General features: G+C 41.3%; 14 protein-coding genes, 4 tRNA genes and 3 pseudogenes. 9 read left to right on the top strand and 12 right to left on the bottom strand.

The window, feature by feature from the left end:
* Window positions 1–8 precede the first annotated feature (8 nt).
* The 3 genes from nuoC to ndhC form a co-directional block, all read right to left on the bottom strand.
* Window positions 9–1,796: an NADH-quinone oxidoreductase subunit C/D gene (gene nuoC / locus CDG55_RS04330; RefSeq protein ID WP_087536822.1), complete on the bottom strand. Its 1,788-nt coding sequence runs from the start codon at window positions 1,794–1,796 to the stop codon at window positions 9–11.
* Window positions 1,797–1,881: 85 nt separating this feature from the next.
* Window positions 1,882–2,559, bottom strand: coding sequence for a NuoB/complex I 20 kDa subunit family protein (locus CDG55_RS04325; protein WP_004881335.1), 678 nt, complete (start codon window positions 2,557–2,559; stop codon window positions 1,882–1,884).
* A gap of 6 nt (window positions 2,560–2,565) precedes the next feature.
* A complete protein-coding gene (ndhC, locus tag CDG55_RS04320) occupies window positions 2,566–3,117 on the bottom strand; it encodes an NADH-quinone oxidoreductase subunit A (RefSeq protein WP_004914305.1) in 552 nt (183 codons plus the stop codon).
* Window positions 3,118–3,655: 538 nt separating this feature from the next.
* On the opposite strand from ndhC, the pseudogene CDG55_RS15455 reads away from it, so the two are divergent.
* Window positions 3,656–3,963, top strand: a pseudogene (locus CDG55_RS15455) (GGDEF domain-containing protein); the annotation flags it as partial.
* A gap of 92 nt (window positions 3,964–4,055) precedes the next feature.
* Entirely contained in the window at window positions 4,056–4,412 is a 357-nt protein-coding gene (locus CDG55_RS04310; protein ID WP_087536821.1) for a hypothetical protein, read from the top strand.
* An 88-nt stretch (window positions 4,413–4,500) separates the two neighbouring features.
* Here the strand turns inward: CDG55_RS04310 and bfmS are convergent, their stop codons facing one another.
* Together bfmS and bfmR are read right to left on the bottom strand one after the other, a co-directional pair.
* On the bottom strand, window positions 4,501–6,141 hold the full coding sequence (bfmS, locus tag CDG55_RS04305; protein WP_087536820.1) for a sensor histidine kinase BfmS: 1,641 nt from the start codon (window positions 6,139–6,141) through the stop codon (window positions 4,501–4,503).
* Window positions 6,142–6,181: 40 nt separating this feature from the next.
* Window positions 6,182–6,898 carry a response regulator transcription factor BfmR gene (gene bfmR / locus CDG55_RS04300; protein ID WP_004655457.1) on the bottom strand — a complete coding sequence of 239 codons (717 nt, stop codon included), beginning with the start codon at window positions 6,896–6,898 and terminating at the stop codon, window positions 6,182–6,184.
* Between the two features lie 545 nt (window positions 6,899–7,443).
* Between bfmR and CDG55_RS04290 the strand changes: the two genes are divergently transcribed.
* The 7 genes and pseudogenes from CDG55_RS04290 to CDG55_RS04260 all read left to right on the top strand — a co-directional run bounded on the left by CDG55_RS04290 (window position 7,444) and on the right by CDG55_RS04260 (window position 16,078).
* Entirely contained in the window at window positions 7,444–10,278 is a 2,835-nt protein-coding gene (locus tag CDG55_RS04290) for a ribonucleoside-diphosphate reductase subunit alpha (RefSeq protein ID WP_087536819.1), read from the top strand.
* A gap of 71 nt (window positions 10,279–10,349) precedes the next feature.
* The gene (locus CDG55_RS04285; protein ID WP_005158656.1) at window positions 10,350–10,478 is read left to right on the top strand and encodes a hypothetical protein; all 129 of its coding nucleotides are present in this window, start codon (window positions 10,350–10,352) and stop codon (window positions 10,476–10,478) included.
* Between the two features lie 24 nt (window positions 10,479–10,502).
* Window positions 10,503–10,979 (top strand): hypothetical protein, encoded by a 477-nt coding sequence (locus tag CDG55_RS04280; RefSeq protein WP_087536818.1) that lies wholly within the window; start codon window positions 10,503–10,505, stop codon window positions 10,977–10,979.
* Window positions 10,980–11,007: 28 nt separating this feature from the next.
* Complete coding sequence (locus CDG55_RS04275; RefSeq protein ID WP_087536817.1) at window positions 11,008–12,291, top strand: ribonucleotide-diphosphate reductase subunit beta; 1,284 nt, start codon at window positions 11,008–11,010, stop codon at window positions 12,289–12,291.
* Between the two features lie 335 nt (window positions 12,292–12,626).
* The gene (gene mqo, locus CDG55_RS04270) at window positions 12,627–14,267 is read left to right on the top strand and encodes a malate dehydrogenase (quinone) (RefSeq protein WP_087536816.1); all 1,641 of its coding nucleotides are present in this window, start codon (window positions 12,627–12,629) and stop codon (window positions 14,265–14,267) included.
* Window positions 14,268–14,342: 75 nt separating this feature from the next.
* Window positions 14,343–15,584, top strand: a pseudogene (locus CDG55_RS04265) (MFS transporter).
* Between the two features lie 38 nt (window positions 15,585–15,622).
* Complete coding sequence (locus CDG55_RS04260; protein ID WP_087536815.1) at window positions 15,623–16,078, top strand: hypothetical protein; 456 nt, start codon at window positions 15,623–15,625, stop codon at window positions 16,076–16,078.
* 273 nt (window positions 16,079–16,351) lie between these two features.
* Here CDG55_RS04260 and CDG55_RS04250 read toward each other — a convergent pair.
* From CDG55_RS04250 to argJ, 7 genes and pseudogenes are all read right to left on the bottom strand, one after another.
* Window positions 16,352–16,645: pseudogene (locus CDG55_RS04250) on the bottom strand (integrase core domain-containing protein); the annotation flags it as partial.
* Window positions 16,646–16,940: 295 nt separating this feature from the next.
* Window positions 16,941–17,017, bottom strand: a tRNA-Pro gene (locus CDG55_RS04245).
* 4 nt (window positions 17,018–17,021) lie between these two features.
* Window positions 17,022–17,097, bottom strand: a tRNA-His gene (locus tag CDG55_RS04240).
* 36 nt (window positions 17,098–17,133) lie between these two features.
* Window positions 17,134–17,210, bottom strand: a tRNA-Arg gene (locus CDG55_RS04235).
* A gap of 68 nt (window positions 17,211–17,278) precedes the next feature.
* Window positions 17,279–17,355, bottom strand: a tRNA-Pro gene (locus CDG55_RS04230).
* 143 nt (window positions 17,356–17,498) lie between these two features.
* Complete coding sequence (nadA, locus tag CDG55_RS04225) at window positions 17,499–18,563, bottom strand: quinolinate synthase NadA (protein WP_087536814.1); 1,065 nt, start codon at window positions 18,561–18,563, stop codon at window positions 17,499–17,501.
* 143 nt (window positions 18,564–18,706) lie between these two features.
* Complete coding sequence (gene argJ / locus CDG55_RS04220) at window positions 18,707–19,927, bottom strand: bifunctional glutamate N-acetyltransferase/amino-acid acetyltransferase ArgJ (protein ID WP_005158682.1); 1,221 nt, start codon at window positions 19,925–19,927, stop codon at window positions 18,707–18,709.
* Between the last annotated feature and the right edge of the window lie 93 nt (window positions 19,928–20,020).

The raw sequence follows: 20,020 nt of genomic DNA, 5'->3' as shown, positions 1-20,020 counted from the left end.
GTTTACCCCTAGCGATCCACGTCAGCCATAACCACGTCAATGGTCGCCAAATAAATGATCAAGTCAGAAACCAAACTGCCATTAATCACAGAAGGCATTTGCTGTAAATGCGTGAAAGTCGGTGTACGAATACGAGTACGGTAACTCATGGTTGACTTGTCTGAAGTCAAATAATAAGTGCTCGCACCTTTCACCACTTCAGTCATAAATGATGACTCACCTGCAGGCATGACAGGACCCCAAGATACGCTCAAGAAGTGCGTAATCAAGGTTTCAATATCTTGTAATGTCTTATCTTTTGGTGGTGGAACAGCCAGTGGATGATCCGCTTTATAAGGACCAGATGGCATGTTATCCAAGCACTGTTGAATAATTTTCAACGACTCAGTAATTTCACGGAAGTGAACCAAGACACGTGCATATGCATCGCCTTCATATTCCACTGGAATATCAAAGTCGAAGTTTTCATAACCACTGTATGGACGATATTTACGAACGTCAAAGTCAATACCCGTTGCACGTAAACCAGTACCCGTTACACCCCAAGCCAACGCAGATTTAGCGTCGTATTGCGCAACATTGCGGGTACGACCAATAAATACTGAGTTTTTAAGTGCCGCAGTGTAGTACTCGTTCAAACGTTTTGGCATCCACTCTAGCAATTCTTTAACAAGTTTTTGCCAGTTGTTTGGAAGGTCATGCGCCGTACCACCAATACGGAACCATGCTGGATGCATACGGTAACCCGTGATCGCTTCAACGATGTCATAGACTTTTTGACGGTCTGCGAACATATAGAATACAGGGGTCATACCACCCGCATCCTGAATCGCTGTACCGCAGAATAATAAGTGGTTATTGATACGGAATAATTCGTTTAACATCACACGAATGACTTGCGCACGCTCGGGTACTTTAATACCAGCAAGCTGCTCAACTGCCATCACATAAGGCATGTTTTGCGCACAACCGCCCAAGTAGTCAACACGATCAGTATAAGGAATAAATGAATGCCATGTCTGACGTTCAGCCATCTTTTCCACACCACGGTGGTGATAACCAATATCAGGTACGCAGTCTTTCACTTCTTCACCGTCCAACTGCAATACGACACGGAACGCACCGTGTGCAGATGGATGGTTAGGACCTAAGTTCAAGAACATGAAGTCTTCATCAGCATTGCCGCGTTTTAGACCCCAGTCTTCAGGCACAAAGCGTAGGTGTTCTTGTTCAAAATCCTGTTTCGCTTGGTCTTGCATATACGGCGTATATTCTGTCGCACGCGCAGAATATTCTTTACGTAATGGATGACCTTCCCAATAAGTCGGCAACAAGATACGACGGAGCATTGGATGCCCTTCGAAATTGATCCCGAACATATCGTAAGCTTCACGTTCGTACCAGTTGGCATTTGGCCAAATATTGGTTGCCGTTGGAATGTTTAAATCATTTTCATTCAACGCAACTTTGATACGGATATCACTATTACGCTCAAGCGATAATAGATGATAGAACACTGTGAAGTCAGATGGAGGCAACCCATCACGGTGAACACGTAAACGCTCATCAACCGCAGACAAGTCAAACAGCATCACATAAGGACGTTCCACTTTACGGAGGAACATGAGGACTTCTTGCACGCGTGCGCGCTCAACCCAGACAGTTGGAAACTCTTCACAAGTCGCCTGCACGTAGAAGTTCTCACCAAATTTGGTTTTGAGCTCTTCTACAATTGCAAATGCTGGGCGTGAATCAACCTGAGTCGATTCTGGCATAGCAATGTCAGTTTCAGCCATTGGCTTGGCTTCCTATTTAATACAAATTCTGTCAATTTCCACGATGACCATATCTCTTCAGACATGTCACAATTCATCGTTTAAATTATTTAATTTCATCCATAGAGCGTAAGTTTTTTACCGCAATACGATCAGCATTTTTACGATCGCGTTCTGGCATCATCTTTGGCTTATAAACAGGCTGAAGATCATCACCAATCACCGCTGAAAGTGGACGGCGCTCTAGTTGAATTTGGTCTTGAAGTAACATCAATGCTTGGATTAATGCTTCTGGACGCGGTGGACAGCCTGGGATGTACACATCAACAGGAATAATCTTGTCTACACCTTGCACCACAGAATAGATGTCGTACATACCACCAGAGTTTGCACAAGCACCCATTGAAATCACCCATTTTGGCTCCAACATTTGTTCATACAAACGTTGAATTACAGGTGCCATTTTGACAAAGCAAGTTCCTGCAACAATCATCAAATCCGCTTGACGAGGTGAAGCACGAATAACCTCTGCACCAAAACGTGATAAATCATGAACGCCAGTTAATGTAGTTGCATATTCAACGTAGCAGCATGATGTACCGAAGTTAAAAGGCCATAAAGAGTTTTTACGCCCCCAGTTCACTGCGGTATGCAACACATCTTCAAGACGTGTCATCATCACACTTTTATTCACTTCTTCCTCAAGAGGATCAGTTACGATTTGACGATCTTGTAATGGATATTGATCGGCATCTGGATTCGCACGGGTTAAAGTATATTTCATCCCGACTTACTCCTGTTTAAATGATGATGTAGTCGGTGTTTTAGATTTAACACGACCAGAAGACTGTGCTGGAATATGACCTGTAGGATCGACAACCAATTCTTCAATGTTATTGAATCGAGTGATCTCAGCAATATTCATATTTGGCGAACCAATTTTCATTGCTACACCTGCAGATTTACGACGATCTACTGGCGCCCAGTTCAACGCACCAACAGAAATGGCATAAATCAAGGCAATCAAGAGATCAACCACAAAAATCACAACCGTGGTAAATCCAAACCACCCTACTTCACGCACAGATGTAGACCACGCGTAGAGATAGAGAGCCTCAAGATCAAAAACAACAAAGAAAATGGCAACGAGATAGAATTTGGCTGACAAGCGAATACGAGCACCGCCCGCACCTACTACGCCTGATTCAAACTGCTCTTGCTTGGCACGCCCCCATGCTTTACCCCCAAGGAGTAAAGGGACTGTCAGCATAAAAACGCAAAGAAATGTAACGCCGATCACGAAAGCGATAATCGCCCAATCGTATGGAGTAATGGCACTCATGCGGGGATAACTCCTGGCAGGCCTATTTTTAACAAAGAATGTATGTATTGGCCTTCAAATACACCAAACACAAAATTAATCCCGCCAATTGTACCTGATTTCTAATTTCGCATGCTAGTTGATGCGCTTTAGTCTTTCGGATGATTTTGTCCATAAATTTACGGTTCTCTACCAGATCACTGCCAATTCACCCTTAAAAATCGAATTATCAAATCAAGTATTACATATCAATCATTTTTTTCTTTATCTGTACTCTAAAAACATTTGAATTCCATTCCGTATGCCAAAAAACATGGCGGCATGAACTAAATCATTGCATTGATACGAATTTATGGTGAAAATTTAAACAAATTTTATATAATAGTGCCACACCACACTTAACTTTTCTGGCTTCATTTAAACCTGCCAACTCGGTTTTGCTAGAGTTACTGAAGCGTCCTCCACAAACATGACGCCCCACCAGCTTTATCGGTGCGATTGTTGGCTAAGCGTACTCGCCTTTGCGGCGTTCAGGCAACGACTTAAAGCGTTTAAACCCCAAACCATTCAGGTACAGCTTAGACCGAATAACCTGCTCGGACGTTTGGGTGGCGAGGAGTTCACCATTTTTATGGCAGACACCAGCCTTAAGGCTGCCTACGCCTGTGCTGAACAGATTCGCCAACACAAGAGCCAAACCGCTATTTCAATTGATCAACAACGGCATTTTTCATCCAGCTCAGCATTGGCCTGTGTATTTGCATGCCTAAGAACCATCAAGCGATGAAGCATTTATTCAATCAAGCGGATGATGCACTTTATCAGGCAAAAAGACAGGGCCGAAATTGGGTGGTCATTTCGACATAATATGTTGCAATTCAGCAAAATACTTTAATTATCTTTATACACAGCCGACGCAATAGATGAGTATTCTAAAAGAAGCAAACAAGGAGAAAAATATGCATTTAGAATATACACATGACTCAGATTATTTCTTTTTTTCACAGCTGCTGATGCGGCACATTGAAAGTTATATTCGAAAACACCCTGATGCTGATAATGCAATTTTCGACCTAAGAGATATCTATGAAGTCTTTAGAGAAGACTTTGCGGCAACAACAACCAATCTTGAAAGTATTCTAAACATTGCTGATAGCTATAAAGTTGAAACATTAAATGGCGATCAACCATTGATTAAAAGTTATAAAATAGACGTAAAAAATAATTCATTACTTCTGGATTTTAATATAGATGCACTGAATGGCTTAAGGTCTGGTCATCCATTAATCGAGCCTGATTCATCTATTCATGAATAAGCAATATTTATGCTTCATAAAAAATTAAAGCCAAAGCTTGATGCTTTGGCTTTCTTATATTCTTCATACAAGCTTAAATGAATTAAAACTATTTTTTTATGTTCTGTTTATAACGCTTCGCTGGCCATGTCATGGTAAAACGTGCGCCACCTAAGTTAGGGCTTTGGTCTACCATAATATCTCCACCGAACCAATACGCGATACGACTCACGATTGATAAACCCAAACCATACCCACCTGATGCGCGTGTACGACTATCATCCAAACGAGAAAAGGCTTCAAAAATACGTGCGCGCTCTTGCTCTGGAATGCCTGGTCCATCGTCCTCTACACAGACATATGCCTTACCATCAGCACGAACACCACCACTAATTCGAACTTTATGATCGCAATAACGAACGGCATTTCCAACCAAGTTTTGTACCACACGATGCAAATAGCGACGTTCAGCATCTACAGATAATGACAACGGCGGTGCAATTAACTCAATTTCTTTTTGAGTCTTCAGTGCTTCAGTTTCCATTGCAACCTGATCGAGTACTTCGACCAGCACAAGGTCCTCAAAGTCCAAAGATGGTGTACCCTGCTCCAGTTTCGCATAGGTCATGATCTCATCAATCAGGGTATTGAGTGCCTCAATATCCTTATCAATCATCTCCACCTGCTGAATACGGTAACTATAGTCATCCTCTTCTGCCAGCATCTCCATACCAAAGCGGATACGCGCCACAGGCGTTCTGAGTTCATGCGACACTGCGCGCATTAATTCCCGTTGCGCCTCAATCAGGCGCTGGATATGGTCTGACATATTGTTATAACTTGATGCCAAATTTGCCATTTCATCTGTGCCTTCAATCGGAACACGTAATGACAGGTCACCCGATTTCATTTTATTCAGGGCATGACGAACCTGACGAATTTTCCGCTCAAGCGGTAGAATTAAACCGTAAACACCTAGACTTAATAAGAATAAGCTAAATAAGGTAATACCTGCTGAAAGCTGAAAAGGCATCCAATTAAACATTGGAACTGGACCTAAGATAAGAACTTGTGCAGGATGATTTGGCATTGGAGAAACAATTGAAATCGTTGTACCACGTACAGTTGCACTATCCTTATATAACAGAATACTTTGGTCTTGACGTAAACGACCGATTTGCTCTGAATCTAGATTAATATCTTTAATATTGGCAATCGTAATCGGATAGTAAAAATGTTTTTTAATTCTTTCTAAATATTCACGCTCTTGCCCCGGATAAAAAATCAAATAATCCAGTACAAAAATTGGCAATGCCTTCATTTGGCGCTCGCCGAGCTTATCCACTTTGATATAAAGATAATGTTTCGCATCATCTTTCAGACCAATAATGATATAACCCACACCATTATTGGCATCATAACGAACCACCGATTTCTGCTCAGCAATCCGCTTTTTCTCAGTACGAGAAAGCTCTACACGTGCTGCATCAACATAGTAGATTGGAAGTTCTAATAAATCGGAAGCATCAGAAATCCAATCTAGCTTTTGTTGTTTTTGAGGCTGTCGAGATACCCCCTCACTGATGACATATGAAATACCATCCGTCAGATATTCACGATATTCTTGCGCGCGTTGATAGTTGATGACTTGTACCAGCAAATAACAAAATGCGGCAACAACAACAACTAAAACCACTAATCCAGCATAAATTCGCAAGAAAATGCTGTTTTTTAGTACTCGACTTACCATAAGGGAAATAAATCCAAGCTAATTTAAAGCAAGATGCAAATTATATCCCGTTAGTTTCTTTAACGAATAAATAACCTTTGCTACGCACAGTTTTGATACGTTTTGGATTTTCTGGATCATCACCAATTTTTGGACGAATACGTGAAATACGCACATCGATCGAACGGTCTTGACCATCGTATTCAATACCACGGAGACGCTCAAAAATATCTTCACGAGATAAGATGCGTCCTGCGTTTGAAGCTAGCAACCACAATAAGTCATATTCAGCGCTCGTAAAATCAACCAGCTCACCGTTTAAAGTCACTGAACGGCCACCGTTATCAATCACGAGATCATCGAACTCGATACGTTGAGCAACTTCGTCTTCAACTGTTTTATCAGTACGACGTAATAAAGCACGAATACGAGCTAATAAAACACGTGGTTGAACGGGTTTAGCAACATAGTCATCTGCACCCATTTCTAAACCAAGTACCTGATCCATATCTTCTGTACGTGCGGTTAACATCAAGATCGGTTGATGGTAATGTGGACGAACTTCTCGACAAACGGTTAAACCATCTGCACCTGGTAACATCACATCCAAGACAACTAAATCTGGTTGCTCACTGATAATACGGCGAATCGCACGATTACCATCTGTTTCGACCCCAACTTCTAGACCGTTACGAATCAAATACTCTTGTGTTAAGCGAGCTAAACGTTCGTCATCTTCAACGATCAAAATTTTTGGTAACTTTTCTTCTTGGCTCATTTGTATACCCCTACAATTAGAGTGAATCTATCTATAAAAATCTGACAGATACATTGGTTTATGTTTTGCAATATACACACGTTTACATTGTAAACAAGTAGGCGTTCACCAAACTGATACACGGTTAAGCACTTTTGTTATATTTTTATTAAAATTATGAATTTTAATATATTTTTTAATTCCATCTGCTTTTTCCGACAGAATGAATTTTTAGTATAGATTTTGTGCCAATGTTAAACAATCTGTTTCTTTCTTCACCCAAAATAATTTAAGTGTTTGTTTTTTGACTTATCCACAGAATTATCTATAAGCCTTTTTTAATGGCTTTGTTATGCTATGTGCCTGTGAATTCAGCAGTTAAGACATGAAAAAAAAATTACCAAAATGTCAAGGATTGATCTGCTGTAAAAAATCCCGTATCTTGTGTTGAAAATAAACTTTAACCACTAAGTATTGTGTTTATCCCTCAAACATCGTGGCATACATTTTGCTCGATTCAAACGGTCTATGAACATAAAAATAGATGATAATGGAGCTATGCTGACATGAGCATCATCACTTCTACTCCTGGTCAAATTCAGGTAATTAAGCGCACTGGTGAAATCGCGTCTTTTAATGCCGAGAAGATTTCTGTTGCGATCGGGAAAGCCTTTTTAGCTGTTGAAGGTCAACAAGGTGCTGACTCTAGTCGCATCCATGACCGTATCACTCAATTAACAGAGATGGTACTCAATACGTTTAATCGTCGTTTACCTTCTGGCGGTACGATTCATATCGAAGAAATTCAAGACCAAGTTGAATTAGCACTGATGCGTACAGGCGAGCAAAAAGTTGCACGTGCCTACGTTATTTATCGTGAACAACGTGCCACTGCTCGTCAGCAAGCAGGTGCGAACCATCATCCTACCCTTCAAATCACTGATGCTCATGGACAGCTCCAACCATTAGACCTCGGTGCACTTACAGCGACAATCGAAACAGCAAGTGAAGGTTTGGAAGGGATTGATGTTCAAGCGATCGTCGATGAGACCGTTAAAAACTTATACAACGGTGTAAAAGAAAGCGACATCGCAACGACTATGATGATGGCAACACGTACTCGTATCGAGCAAGAGCCAAACTATACGTATGTAACTGCACGCTTATTACGTAATGAGCTAGTGAGCACAGGTTTAGAGTTCTTAGGTCTATCTACAGACACATTGGAAAATGATGCTTTAGAAACTTTCTTGAAGAAAGGGATCGAGCTTGATCTTCTTTCTGCTGATCTTCTTAACTTCGATCTTGCAAAATTGGCAGCAGCGATCCAACCAGAACGCTCAAATCAATTTACCTATCTAGGCCTACAAACTTTATTTGATCGTTACTTCATTCATTCAAATGGCGTACGTTTTGAATTACCGCAATTATTCTTTATGCGTGTTTCAATGGGTCTCGCACTCAATGAAGAAAATAAAGAAGAGCGTGCAATCGAGTTCTATAACTTATTATCTAGCTTCGATTACATGGCATCTACGCCAACGCTATTTAACTCAGGTACATTACGCCCACAACTATCAAGCTGTTATTTAACAACAATTGGTGATGACCTATATGACATTTATGGTGCAATGCGTGACAACGCAATGCTTTCTAAATGGGCGGGTGGTTTAGGTAATGACTGGACACCTGTGCGTGCTTTGAACTCGTATATCAAAGGCACAAACGGTAAGTCTCAAGGTGTTGTTCCATTCCTGAAAGTTGCCAACGATACGGCTGTTGCGGTAAACCAAGGTGGTAAGCGTAAAGGTGCAGTTTGTGCATACCTCGAAACTTGGCACTTGGATGTTGAAGAATTCCTAGAGCTACGTAAAAACACAGGTGATGATCGTCGCCGTACACATGACATGAACACAGCAAACTGGGTTCCTGATTTATTTATGCAACGTGTATTTGAAGATGCTGAATGGACACTATTCACACCTTCTGAAACACCAGACTTGCATGACTTAACAGGCGCTGAATTTGCTGAGCGTTATGCACACTACGAAGCTGTAGCAAAACAAGAAAACATGCTGCATAAGAAAGTCCGTGCAAAAGACTTATGGCGCAAAATGCTTTCGATGTTATTCGAAACAGGTCATCCGTGGATCACATTCAAAGACGTATGTAACTTACGTTCACCACAACAACACGTTGGCGTAGTGCACTCATCTAACTTATGTACTGAAATTACCCTCAATACTAACCAAGATGAAATTGCGGTGTGTAACTTGGGTTCAATCAACCTTGTGCAACACGTTCAAGGTGGTGTGTTAGACCGTGAGAAACTTGCTCGTACCATTAAAACTGCAGTACGTATGCTCGATAACGTCATCGACATCAACTATTACGCAGTACCACAAGCGAAGAACTCGAACCTGAAACACCGCCCTGTGGGTATGGGTATCATGGGCTTCCAAGATGCACTTTATGAAATGGGCATTGCTTATGGTTCAGATGCAGCAGTCGATTTTGCTGATGAATCAATGGAAGTAATCAGCTATTACGCAATCGAAACGTCGAGTAACTTGGCGGTTGAGCGTGGTACTTACGAAACATTTAAAGGTTCATTGTGGGATCAAGGTATCTTGCCAATCGACTCTTTAGAAATTGTTGCGAAATCTCGTCCAGAGCGTATGTTCGAAGTTGATCGTACACAACGTTTAGATTGGGATAGCTTACGTGCCAAAGTTCAAAAAGACGGTATGCGTAACTCGAATGTGATGGCGATTGCACCGACTGCAACGATCTCTAACATTTGTGGCGTGTCTCAATCAATTGAGCCAACATTCCAGAACTTGTATGTGAAATCTAACCTCTCTGGTGAATTCACTGTAATCAACCCTTACCTTGTTCGTGCATTAAAAGAACGTGGTCTGTGGGACACTGTGATGGTGAATGACCTGAAACACTTCGAAGGTTCAGTACAAAAGATTGCACGTATTCCTGAAGAATTAAAAGCAATCTTCGCAACTGCGTTTGAAGTGGATACACGTTGGATCGTAGATGCTGCATCTCGTCGTCAAAAGTGGATCGATCAAGCACAGTCATTGAACCTTTACATCGCTGGCGCGAATGGTAAGAAACTGGACATCACGTATAAGATGGCATGGTTACGTGGTCTTAAGACGACTTATTACCTCCGTGCTTTGGGTGCGACTTCTGCTGAGAAATCAACAATCAATACGGGTGCATTGAACGCAGTTAAACCAGCATCAGTTGAGGCTCCTGTCGTTGCAGCTCAAGCGGTTGAAGAGAAGAAACCAGAAGCTCAAGTTGAAGAAGATGGTTTCACTACAGCAGCACCTGTACCAATGGCTTGTTCAATCGACAATCCAGATTGTGAAGCTTGTCAGTAATTAGATCTTGGAGAAACCCTTCTTAAATAAAGTAGGGTTTATTTAAGATTTAAAGGAAAGAGGCAAAGATTATGTTCAATATTAGCCATAACTATATGTTAGGACTAGCTGTTTTAATCTTTGCCTTTATTTTCTTTTATGTACCAATGGTCTATGCATTTTTAGCCATTCGGAAACAACAGCGTAAGCAAGATCAATAAAGTGCTTTATTGGGAAGTAGAACTATGCTTCAAACTGATTTAGAACGATATGCTAATGCTCCTGCTGTTTTAGTACAGATTTATGTCGATCGGATAGTACTTCATTATCCATCTTCTACAGAATATCTAACTGAATGTGCACAGTTTTCACATCCACGTTCGTTATTAGCTGATTTTAGTATCGCTGAAACTACATTAACGCAGTTACTCAAACGTGGTGGTGGCGGTTTTAAGTATTTAGCTCCTTATATGTTTATTCAAGCAATGGAGCGAATGGAGTTTGGTTTAACACAGATCGAAATACGGGCATTGCAGGAATTAGGGTTAGCGAGTGGCGCAAGGGCTGTGGCTGTTTATGATGAAACAGGCAAATTATTAACCCCCAACTCACTTCCCTCTCCAGTCAATCTTAAACATTTAAAAAACATGTTGGGATTAGCAGTTGGAGTGATGGTATTGCTGTGCCTGATCTATGTTTTAGTGTTTAAAACTGTCACATAAATAAATTAAGATTAGAGTGAGATTAAATATGTCTATCCTTAGCTGGGACGATTTTGAAGATGATACGCAAAAACCGACTGCACCTGAACACAAGTCTGCGTCCCTCGACTCGCAAAAAACGCTTAATACGCAAGTGGTATCTGATTCAGAGCAACCATCGCCGCGCGTGGCAGTTGCACAACCCACTGGAACCAGTACCATCCGATCAACAAATCCAACCGATTCGTTGGCTCGAGCATCTCAAGCCCTAGAAAACCTTGATGTTGCACCAGGCTTAGAAGAGCTTGAAATGGGTGCACAGCGCGTACAAGTTGATGATAAAGCGATGATCAACTGTCGTGCAGACTTAAACCAACTTGTTCCATTTAAATACGAGTGGGCTTGGCAAAAATATCTTGACGGGTGTGCAAACCACTGGATGCCGCAAGAAGTGAACATGAACCATGACATCGCGCTTTGGAAGTCTGAAAATGGCTTAACAGAAGATGAGCGTACCATTGTCATGCGTTCTTTAGGTTTCTTCTCAACTGCAGATTCGTTGGTTGCAAACAACTTGGTATTAGCAATCTATCGCCATATTACAAACCCTGAATGCCGCCAATACATTTTGCGTCAAGCATTTGAAGAAGCGATTCATACACATGCGTATCAATACTGTATTGAATCTTTAGGTATGGATGAAGGCGAAGTCTTTAACATGTACCGAGAGATTCCAAGTGTTGCACGTAAAGCATCATGGGGCTTGAAATATACACAGTCATTAACTGATCCTAATTTCCATACAGGAACACCGGAAAACGACCAACGCTTACTTCGTAACTTGATCGCATTCTACTGTGTACTTGAAGGAATCTTCTTCTACTGTGGCTTCACTCAAATCTTGAGTATGGGCCGTCGTAATAAGATGAACGGTGTTGCTGAACAGTTCCAATACATCCTACGTGATGAATCTATGCACTTGAACTTTGGTATTGATATGATCAACCAAATCAAGATTGAGAACCCTCACCTTTGGACTGCCGAATTCCAACAAGAAGTCATTCAAATGATTCTTGAAGGTACCATGCTTGAGATCGAATACGCACGTGATACGATGCCACGTGGTGTATTGGGTATGAATGCAAGCATGATGGAAGAATACTTGAAATTCATCTGTAACCGTCGTTTATCGCAACTTGGTTTACCAGAGCAATTCGCTGGTGTAACAAACCCATTTGCATGGATGTCTGAGATGATGGACTTGCGTAAAGAGAAGAATTTCTTTGAAACGCGTGTTACGGATTACCAAACTGGTGGTGCGTTAAGCTGGTAAGGTCATTTACCGAGTGGAAAAAGGCTGTCATTAGACAGCCTTTTTTAATGGTAATAAATATCAAATGTCCCTTTAAGCTACAAAACTTAGATTGACTAGAACAAGAAACAATAAGACCTATAATCTACCATTCAAAATGACTTGAATAATACATATTGCAACATTTGGTATACCAAAATCCTTTCTATTTTAAAGTAGAATTCACAAACTTTTTCTCCAAACATCAGTCAAGACAACCCTTTTACTGATGTGCCTTGATTGCGCCAATTCTTATTGAAATCCTTTCTCTCTATATTACCGATATAGGGAGTCATTTAATTTTTAAGGTAAATTGAATGAAAAAATTCTGGAAGTATTTATTAGTACTATTACTGGTACTAATAGTGATTGCTATTGCCTTTCTTTTTAGACCAATTACGTCTAAGGCAATTAAAACGAAAAATGATGAAACTGTTGTTGATGCTGTATTGGTCGGCGGTGGAATCATGAGTGCCACACTTGGTACTTACCTCAACGAGTTACAACCTGACTGGAACATCCGCATGTATGAACGTCTTGATGCAGTCGCACAAGAAAGTTCAAATGGCTTTAACAATGCGGGTACAGGACACTCTGGCTTTATGGAAATGAACTATACCGAAGAAAAAGACGGTAAAATGGACATTTCTAAAGCGGTTAAAGTGGCAAGCCAATTCGAAATTGCTAAGCAATTCTGGGCTTATCAAGTGAAACAAGGTGTATTAGAAACACCAAGTACATTCATTAACCCAGTACCACACATTGCATTCGTATGGGGCGATAACGTGAACTTCATGGAAAAGCGTTATGCTGCCATGATTCAAAATCCATTATTCGCTGGCATGAAATTGAGTGAGGACAAAGCCGAAATTCAGCAGTGGGCACCATTGGTGATGGACGGTCGTGATCCTCAGCAAAAAGTGGCTGCAACTCGTATGGACGTTGGTTCTGACGTGAACTACGGTGCAATCACCAAGCAATTGATTAACAATCTCGAGAAAAGTCCAAACTTTAAACTCAGAACTTCGACTGAAGTCACTGGGATTAGTAAGAATGACGATAATACTTGGTCTGTTGCATTCAAAGATGTCAAATCTGGTGAAGTCAGTCATGTAAAAACACGTTTTGTGTTTATTGGTGCTGGCGGTGCTGCAATTAAATTATTGCAAATGACTGGTTTACCAGAAGCGCAACAATATGCAGGTTTCCCTGTGGGTGGTGAGTTCCTTGTGACTGACAATCCTGCGGTAACAGCAAAACACACAGCCAAGGTCTATGGTCGTGCTGATCTGGGTGCGCCTCCAATGTCTGTTCCACATATCGATACCCGTTATATCGACGGTAAAAAATATGTGTTGTTTGGCCCATTTGCAACCTATTCAAACAAGTTCCTAAAACATGGTTCACAGCTTGATTTGCTTGCATCGACCAACAAAAACAACGTCTTGCCTATGGCTGCAATTGGTCTACAAAATGCTGATCTTGTTCAGTATCTGGTAAGCCAAGTGTTAATGTCTGATGCAGATCGTTTCAACGAGTTGAAAAAATACTACCCTGAAGCTGATCCTAAAGACTGGCATTTACAACAAGGTGGTCAACGCGTTCAGATCATCAAAAAAGAGCCAGGCAAACCTGCTAAATTGCAATTCGGTACAGAAATCTTTGCATCTAAAGACAAGTCTGTAACTGCATTGTTAGGTGCTTCTCCGGGTGCATCTACATCACCTTACATCATGCTTAACTTGCTTGAAAAAGCATTCCCTGAGCAGACTAAAGGTGTATGGAATGACAAATTGCATGAGATCGTACGTTCTTATGGTAAAGACCTTTCAACAGATCCAGCGTTGTTAGATCAAATCCGTCAATACTCAAGTGCAACTTTGGGCTTGAATTATACGACTCCAGCAAACTTAGTTCCTGCTAAGAAAGTAGAAAAAGCTGAAGCTGTTGCTCAATAAGTAACGCTAAGTACATCAAAAAGGGAGGAGTTTTGGCTCTTCCCTTTTTCTCATTTTGTCTTTTATTTTTATACTATGCCTTCTGCTGTACCCCACTCTGCTTTTGCTGCATTTGCCAGTCGTGACTTTAAGTTATTGACTCTCAATCAATGCTGCCTGACTTTTGCGGTGCTGATTCAAGAGGTGCTAATTGCCTTTCATCTGTATCAAATCACCAAAAATCCACTTTTCCTAGGTTTACTCGGGATCATGGATTTTTTACCTTTTCTGGTGCTGTCTTTATGGGGTGGTTATATTGCTGATCGTTTTAATCGGCAGCGTATTTTACAAATCAGTTTTAGCTTTGCCATCCCCTTATCGATTGCTTTGTGGATCAGTTTTGATCTTTTCCACACCCAAACCATCAGTGTAAATTTATTATTAATCTCATCCTTGAGTATTTTATTTTTATTTGGCTGTATTCGCGGCATATACAGTCCCTGCTTTAATTCTTTACGTCCTTTTGTCGTACCCGAACATTTGTATACTAATGCAGCAACATGGACCAGCATGTGCTGGCAAGCTTGCGGCATACTTGCACCCGTGGTTGGCGGTTTTCTACTGGCGCATCTGGATTTGGATATTACTTTTAGCGTCATCGTGGCACTTTTTTTAAGTGGCAGTATTGACCTCTGGTGTTTGCAAAAACGAGATTTTCCTCAAATCCAAACAGAATCGGTAACTCAAAGTCTAAAAGACGCACTACAATTTATTTTTAAAACCAAAATTATTTTTTGGGCGATGTTTCTCGATCTCGGCTCTGTTTTCTTTGGCGGCATCATCGCGCTACTGCCCATTTTTGCCCAAGATATTTTGCATGTCGGTGCCGATGGTTTTGGTCTATTACGCGCTGCGCCTGCATTTGGTGGCTTGGTCATGATGCTGATCTTGGTGCGTTACCCGCCCAAATCCAGACCGTGGCAGATCATGCTGATTGCCGTCACTGGCTTTGCACTATGCACCTTGTTATTTGCTGTTACCAGACACCTCTATTTTTAGATCGCAGTTCTCATTATTATGGGGGCATGTGACAGCATTAACATAATTATCCGTCAAACGATTCTACAACTGATTCCACCCAAGGACATGCTTGGACGTGTCGCTGCCATTAATGGCATCTTTGTCACCTCGAGTAATGAACTGGGTGCATTGCAGTCCAGTGTGATGACACGCTTTTTTAGCGTGGTGCCCGCTATGTTGATTGGCGGTTCACTGTCTTTGTTCTGTGTACTACTGACCAAGATCAAAACCAAAGATTTATTGAAGTTTCATTTTTAATCCCCCAAACAAACAGCTATTTAAAAAACCAATATCATATGAAACACACTTTGCCCGAATCTTCAGACCCCTCCAAATTTATTATTTTTTCCGTTTTTGTATGGCTAGTGCTGTTGTGGCTACAGTCGACCTATATTGTCATTATCGGGGATCAAGCCTATCTGTTTTGGACTTCTTTGGGTCTGTTGATTCTGAACGTACTCAGCTTGCGCCCCAACATCTTAAAAAATCGAATTGCTCTGGCGATTACAGCACTACTGTTGCTCTATCTGGGCTTTCACTCTTTATTTTGCACCTATTTGATCATCGCTTTTTACTGTATTTTCTATTTATATGAGGGTGAATATAAACATAAACGCGCCATTAAGTTGATCAGCCTGTTTTTGATCATGATCGTTTTCGCAATCTACCAAAGCCAATCACTGCATGAACTGAAAAGCCATTATGCAAACTATGAAACGGATGAAACATGGCAAAAATATGGTGCGCTATAAACCCTAACATTTATGTTTTTTGTGTTCTTGATCAAATCATTTTTTCTATATGTAACCATAAACTGAAGTGTATCCTGCAAAGTCAGTTGAGCAGGTTTAGTGCCCAATAGAAATTGATATTCGTGTCCTGTAAGATTAGTTTTGTGATCAAAATATCTTGATTGCGTTACTACACCGACTTTCTGTAATTGTTTTTCTAATTCAAGTGCTTGTTATTCTGTACTAGCTCAAACCTGATCTGACAGTTACCCATTTTTTATTGTGCCTGTCAGGTTAAATTTGAGCTAAATTCTTCTCAGCCCAAATCCGTTTTCCATCAAGTAAAGTTTCAAGTGGTGTACGACCACAGCACATTTTTCCTTGATGAGTCCGTTCAGTATTATAGAATTTCAGCCAATCGTCTAGATCAACTTGTAATTCTTCCAATGAGCTATAAAGCTTCGTCCTAAACGTAATTTGATAGAACTCCTGCAAAATCGTCTTATGGAAACGCTCACATATACCATTTGTTTGCGGGGAAGCCGCTTTTGTCTTCGTGTGATCAATATCACTGACTGCCAGATACAACTAACTCATAGTCATGCTGTTCTATACTCATCGCCTAATGCTTTATCGACATGTACGGCAACCATGAGTTCACCTATCTTTCCTTTAAAATGGGGCGATTTCAAATAAGTAAGAACAGCTAAAATAATAATGATAAAAATAAAATAGAAAAGCATCTCTTCCCAATCACTTATAGTTTTTGAAGTTTAAAATAATAAATCTAATACGTTATAAATATTATATTAATAACATAATCAATTAATTCAGACGTAAAAAAACCGCTAACTTAGCGGTTTTTATCTCATCTTAAAGATGATGGTCGGAGCAGTAGGATTCGAACCTACGACCCCCTGGTCCCAAACCAGGTGCACTACCAGGCTGTGCTATGCTCCGAAATTGGGGTGAATGACGGGATTCGAACCCGCGACAACCGGAATCACAATCCGGGGCTCTACCAACTGAGCTACATCCACCATCAAAACTTTGATTCTACATACCAAGCTGCCAAATGGCGCGCCTGACAGGATTCGAACCTGTGACCATCCGCTTAGAAGGCGGATGCTCTATCCAACTGAGCTACAGGCGCATAACGATGATAATACTATCACGATACTTCGCCGATATTTAAAACTATGTTTTTCAACATATTTTAAATGGTCGGAGCAGTAGGATTCGAACCTACGACCCCCTGGTCCCAAACCAGGTGCACTACCAGGCTGTGCTATGCTCCGATTTCTTTTCAGCTTTTAGCGTATCGCACATCGTGCGGTACGGTGTGCATTCTAGGCGCGACGCCCTAGAACGTCAACACCTATTTTTCAAAAAAAGAATAAATCCTTATCAAATGTATATTTAACAAGCATTTTTAGACGTTTTAGCGTTTCAAAGAAGCACTAAAGTTCAACATTCGATCTAAGGGTAATTTCGCGCGTTCAGCAAGAGCAGGATCAACGTGTATTTCTTGATCGGCATGTTGTAATACATGCAAGATTCCATCCAGTTCATTCATCGCCATCCACGGACAATGTGCGCATGAACGACAAGTTGCCCCCTCACCTGCGGTTGGTGCTTCAAATAATTCTTTATCAGGCGCTGCTTGTTGCATTTTATAGAAAATACCGCGATCCGTTGCCACGATCATTTGTTTATGTGGCAAGGTCTGAGCTGCTTTAATCAGTTGCGAGGTGCTCCCCACCGCATCAGCAATATCCACTACTGATTCAGGTGATTCAGGATGTACCAAAACCGCCGCATCGGGATAAAGTGCTTTCATTTGCGCGATACCACGGGCACGAAATTCTTCATGCACGATACAGGCACCATCCCAAAGCAGCATATCTGCACCAGTTTTCTTCTGGATATAGCGACCTAAATGTTGGTCAGGTGCCCAAATAATTTTTTCGCCCAAACTATCTAAATGTTCAATGATCTCAACCGCACAACTTGAAGTCACCACCCAATCGGCACGTGCTTTTACAGCCGCCGAGGTATTGGCATACACCACCACGGTATGATCAGGATGCTGATCACAGAACGCTGAAAACTCATCTACAGGACAACCCAAATCCAGTGAACAAGTGGCTTCCAAAGTTGGCATCAACACTGTTTTTTCTGGTGATAAGATTTTAGAGGTTTCACCCATAAACTTTACGCCTGCCACCACAAGGGTTGTTGCAGGATGATCACGACCAAAACGTGCCATTTCCAATGAATCAGAAACACAGCCCCCTGTCAGTTCAGCAAGCTCTTGTACTTCAGGATCACAGTAATAGTGAGCCACAAGCACTGCATTTCGCTTTTTCAACTCAGCTGCAATTTGGGCAAACTTTTCTTGTTTCACTTCTGGGCTAAGACTATTGTCCTTTGGCTCGCCCAAACGATCTAAATGCGCCTGCACAATATTTTTGGCTTCGTTCGCAATTAAATTCGCATCATTCATAAAGCGTCTTCTCTATCCTGCGTGCTTGCATCGCTGCAAACTTATAACGTGGGTATCTTGGTGAGCATTTAGTTAATAGCACACTATCCACATACCAGCTTATAAAAAAAGCCTCCCTGTGGAGGCTTTATTATAACGCAAATTTATGAACGATAATCGGCATTAATTTTGACATAGTCATAAGAAAAGTCACAGGTATACACCGTGTCTTTAGCTGTACCACGACCGAGGTCAATACGAATGCTAATTTCCTTTTCAGCCATGACGGCTGCACCTGCTTCTTCAGTATAATCTGGGTTTGCACCACCATCTAAGCAAATCTGTACATCACCTAACCAAACTTGTACTTTACTACTATCTAGGTTGGGTACACCTGCCTTACCAATCGCCATCACAATTCGCCCCCAGTTTGGATCTGAAGCGAATAAAGCTGTTTTAATTAACGGCGACTCAGCAACGCTATAGGCAACATCACAACATTCTTGAGTATTTTCTCCACCATCAACCTGAACAGTAATGAATTTGGTCGCACCTTCACCATCACGCACAATCAATTGCGCTAAACGGTTCATAATACGCGCCAGCACATCAAGAACCTGTTGATAACGTGCATCCTCTTGGCTCTGAATCTCAACACCACCTGCTAATCCAGTTGCCACAAAAATACAAGAATCATTGGTTGAGGTATCACCATCAATGGTAATACGGTTAAACGAATGCTCAACCGTGGTTTGCAGTAACCGCTGTACCATTTCACGGCTAATCGGCGCATCGGTTGCCACAAAGCTAAGCATGGTCGCCATATTTGGACGAATCATGCCTGCACCTTTACTAATCCCCGTCATCGTATAAGTTACGCCGTCCAGTTCAAACTGCTCAGATGCACCTTTTGGTGTGGTATCTGTGGTCATAATACCTGATGCAGCATCCGCCCAACGATCGGCATTTAAATCATTTAATGCAGGTTGAATACCTTGCACTAAACGTTCAATTGGTAATTGCTCACCAATCACACCCGTTGAAAACGGTAAAATCTGATTGGTTTGCACGCCTGCTAACTCAGCCAACTTGGCACAAGTAGCTTCTGCATTTTTATAACCGACTGTGCCTGTTGCAGCATTGGCATTGCCTGTGTTGATAATCAAGTAACGTGGTGTATTTTCTGCTAAATGCTTTTTACTCAATTGAACAGGCGCAGCAGCAAAAGCGCTTTGGGTAAACACCCCTGCAACGTTTGAGCCTTCAGCAAATTCAAAAATGACCAGATCGCGTCGGTTTGGATAACGGACATACGCCTCAGTTGAGCCAATTTTTACACCCTGCACCACATGCATAAGTGGCATAGTTACGTCACCAACAGCCATTTTTAAACTTCCATTCAATTTGTTATGAAAAAGAAAATGAATACATACCCTATATATGAGACTCGGAAAGGTCATCTACAACCTGAGTGGTAT

Origin of the sequence: Acinetobacter sp. WCHA45 (genome assembly GCF_002165255.2) — a bacterium.
Classification (GTDB): domain Bacteria; phylum Pseudomonadota; class Gammaproteobacteria; order Pseudomonadales; family Moraxellaceae; genus Acinetobacter.
Note: the sequence above shows the minus strand (reverse complement) of the source record. Positions and strands in the feature narration are given on the sequence as shown.

Excerpts from the sequence above, each read along its gene's own strand:
- CDG55_RS04275 (WP_087536817.1), top strand. The coding sequence starts at position 11,008 with ATGTCTATCCTTAGCTGGGACGATTTTGAAGATGATACGCAAAAACCG.
- CDG55_RS04310 (WP_087536821.1), top strand. The coding sequence starts at position 4,056 with ATGCATTTAGAATATACACATGACTCAGATTATTTCTTTTTTTCACAG.
- CDG55_RS04285 (WP_005158656.1), top strand. The coding sequence starts at position 10,350 with ATGTTCAATATTAGCCATAACTATATGTTAGGACTAGCTGTTTTAATC.
- bfmS (WP_087536820.1), bottom strand. The coding sequence starts at position 6,141 with ATGGTAAGTCGAGTACTAAAAAACAGCATTTTCTTGCGAATTTATGCT.
- CDG55_RS04280 (WP_087536818.1), top strand. The coding sequence starts at position 10,503 with ATGCTTCAAACTGATTTAGAACGATATGCTAATGCTCCTGCTGTTTTA.
- CDG55_RS04325 (WP_004881335.1), bottom strand. The coding sequence starts at position 2,559 with ATGAAATATACTTTAACCCGTGCGAATCCAGATGCCGATCAATATCCA.
- ndhC (WP_004914305.1), bottom strand. The coding sequence starts at position 3,117 with ATGAGTGCCATTACTCCATACGATTGGGCGATTATCGCTTTCGTGATC.
- mqo (WP_087536816.1), top strand. The coding sequence starts at position 12,627 with ATGAAAAAATTCTGGAAGTATTTATTAGTACTATTACTGGTACTAATA.
- nuoC (WP_087536822.1), bottom strand. The coding sequence starts at position 1,796 with ATGGCTGAAACTGACATTGCTATGCCAGAATCGACTCAGGTTGATTCA.
- CDG55_RS04260 (WP_087536815.1), top strand. The coding sequence starts at position 15,623 with ATGAAACACACTTTGCCCGAATCTTCAGACCCCTCCAAATTTATTATT.
- nadA (WP_087536814.1), bottom strand. The coding sequence starts at position 18,563 with ATGAATGATGCGAATTTAATTGCGAACGAAGCCAAAAATATTGTGCAG.
- CDG55_RS04290 (WP_087536819.1), top strand. The coding sequence starts at position 7,444 with ATGAGCATCATCACTTCTACTCCTGGTCAAATTCAGGTAATTAAGCGC.
- argJ (WP_005158682.1), bottom strand. The coding sequence starts at position 19,927 with ATGGCTGTTGGTGACGTAACTATGCCACTTATGCATGTGGTGCAGGGT.
- bfmR (WP_004655457.1), bottom strand. The coding sequence starts at position 6,898 with ATGAGCCAAGAAGAAAAGTTACCAAAAATTTTGATCGTTGAAGATGAC.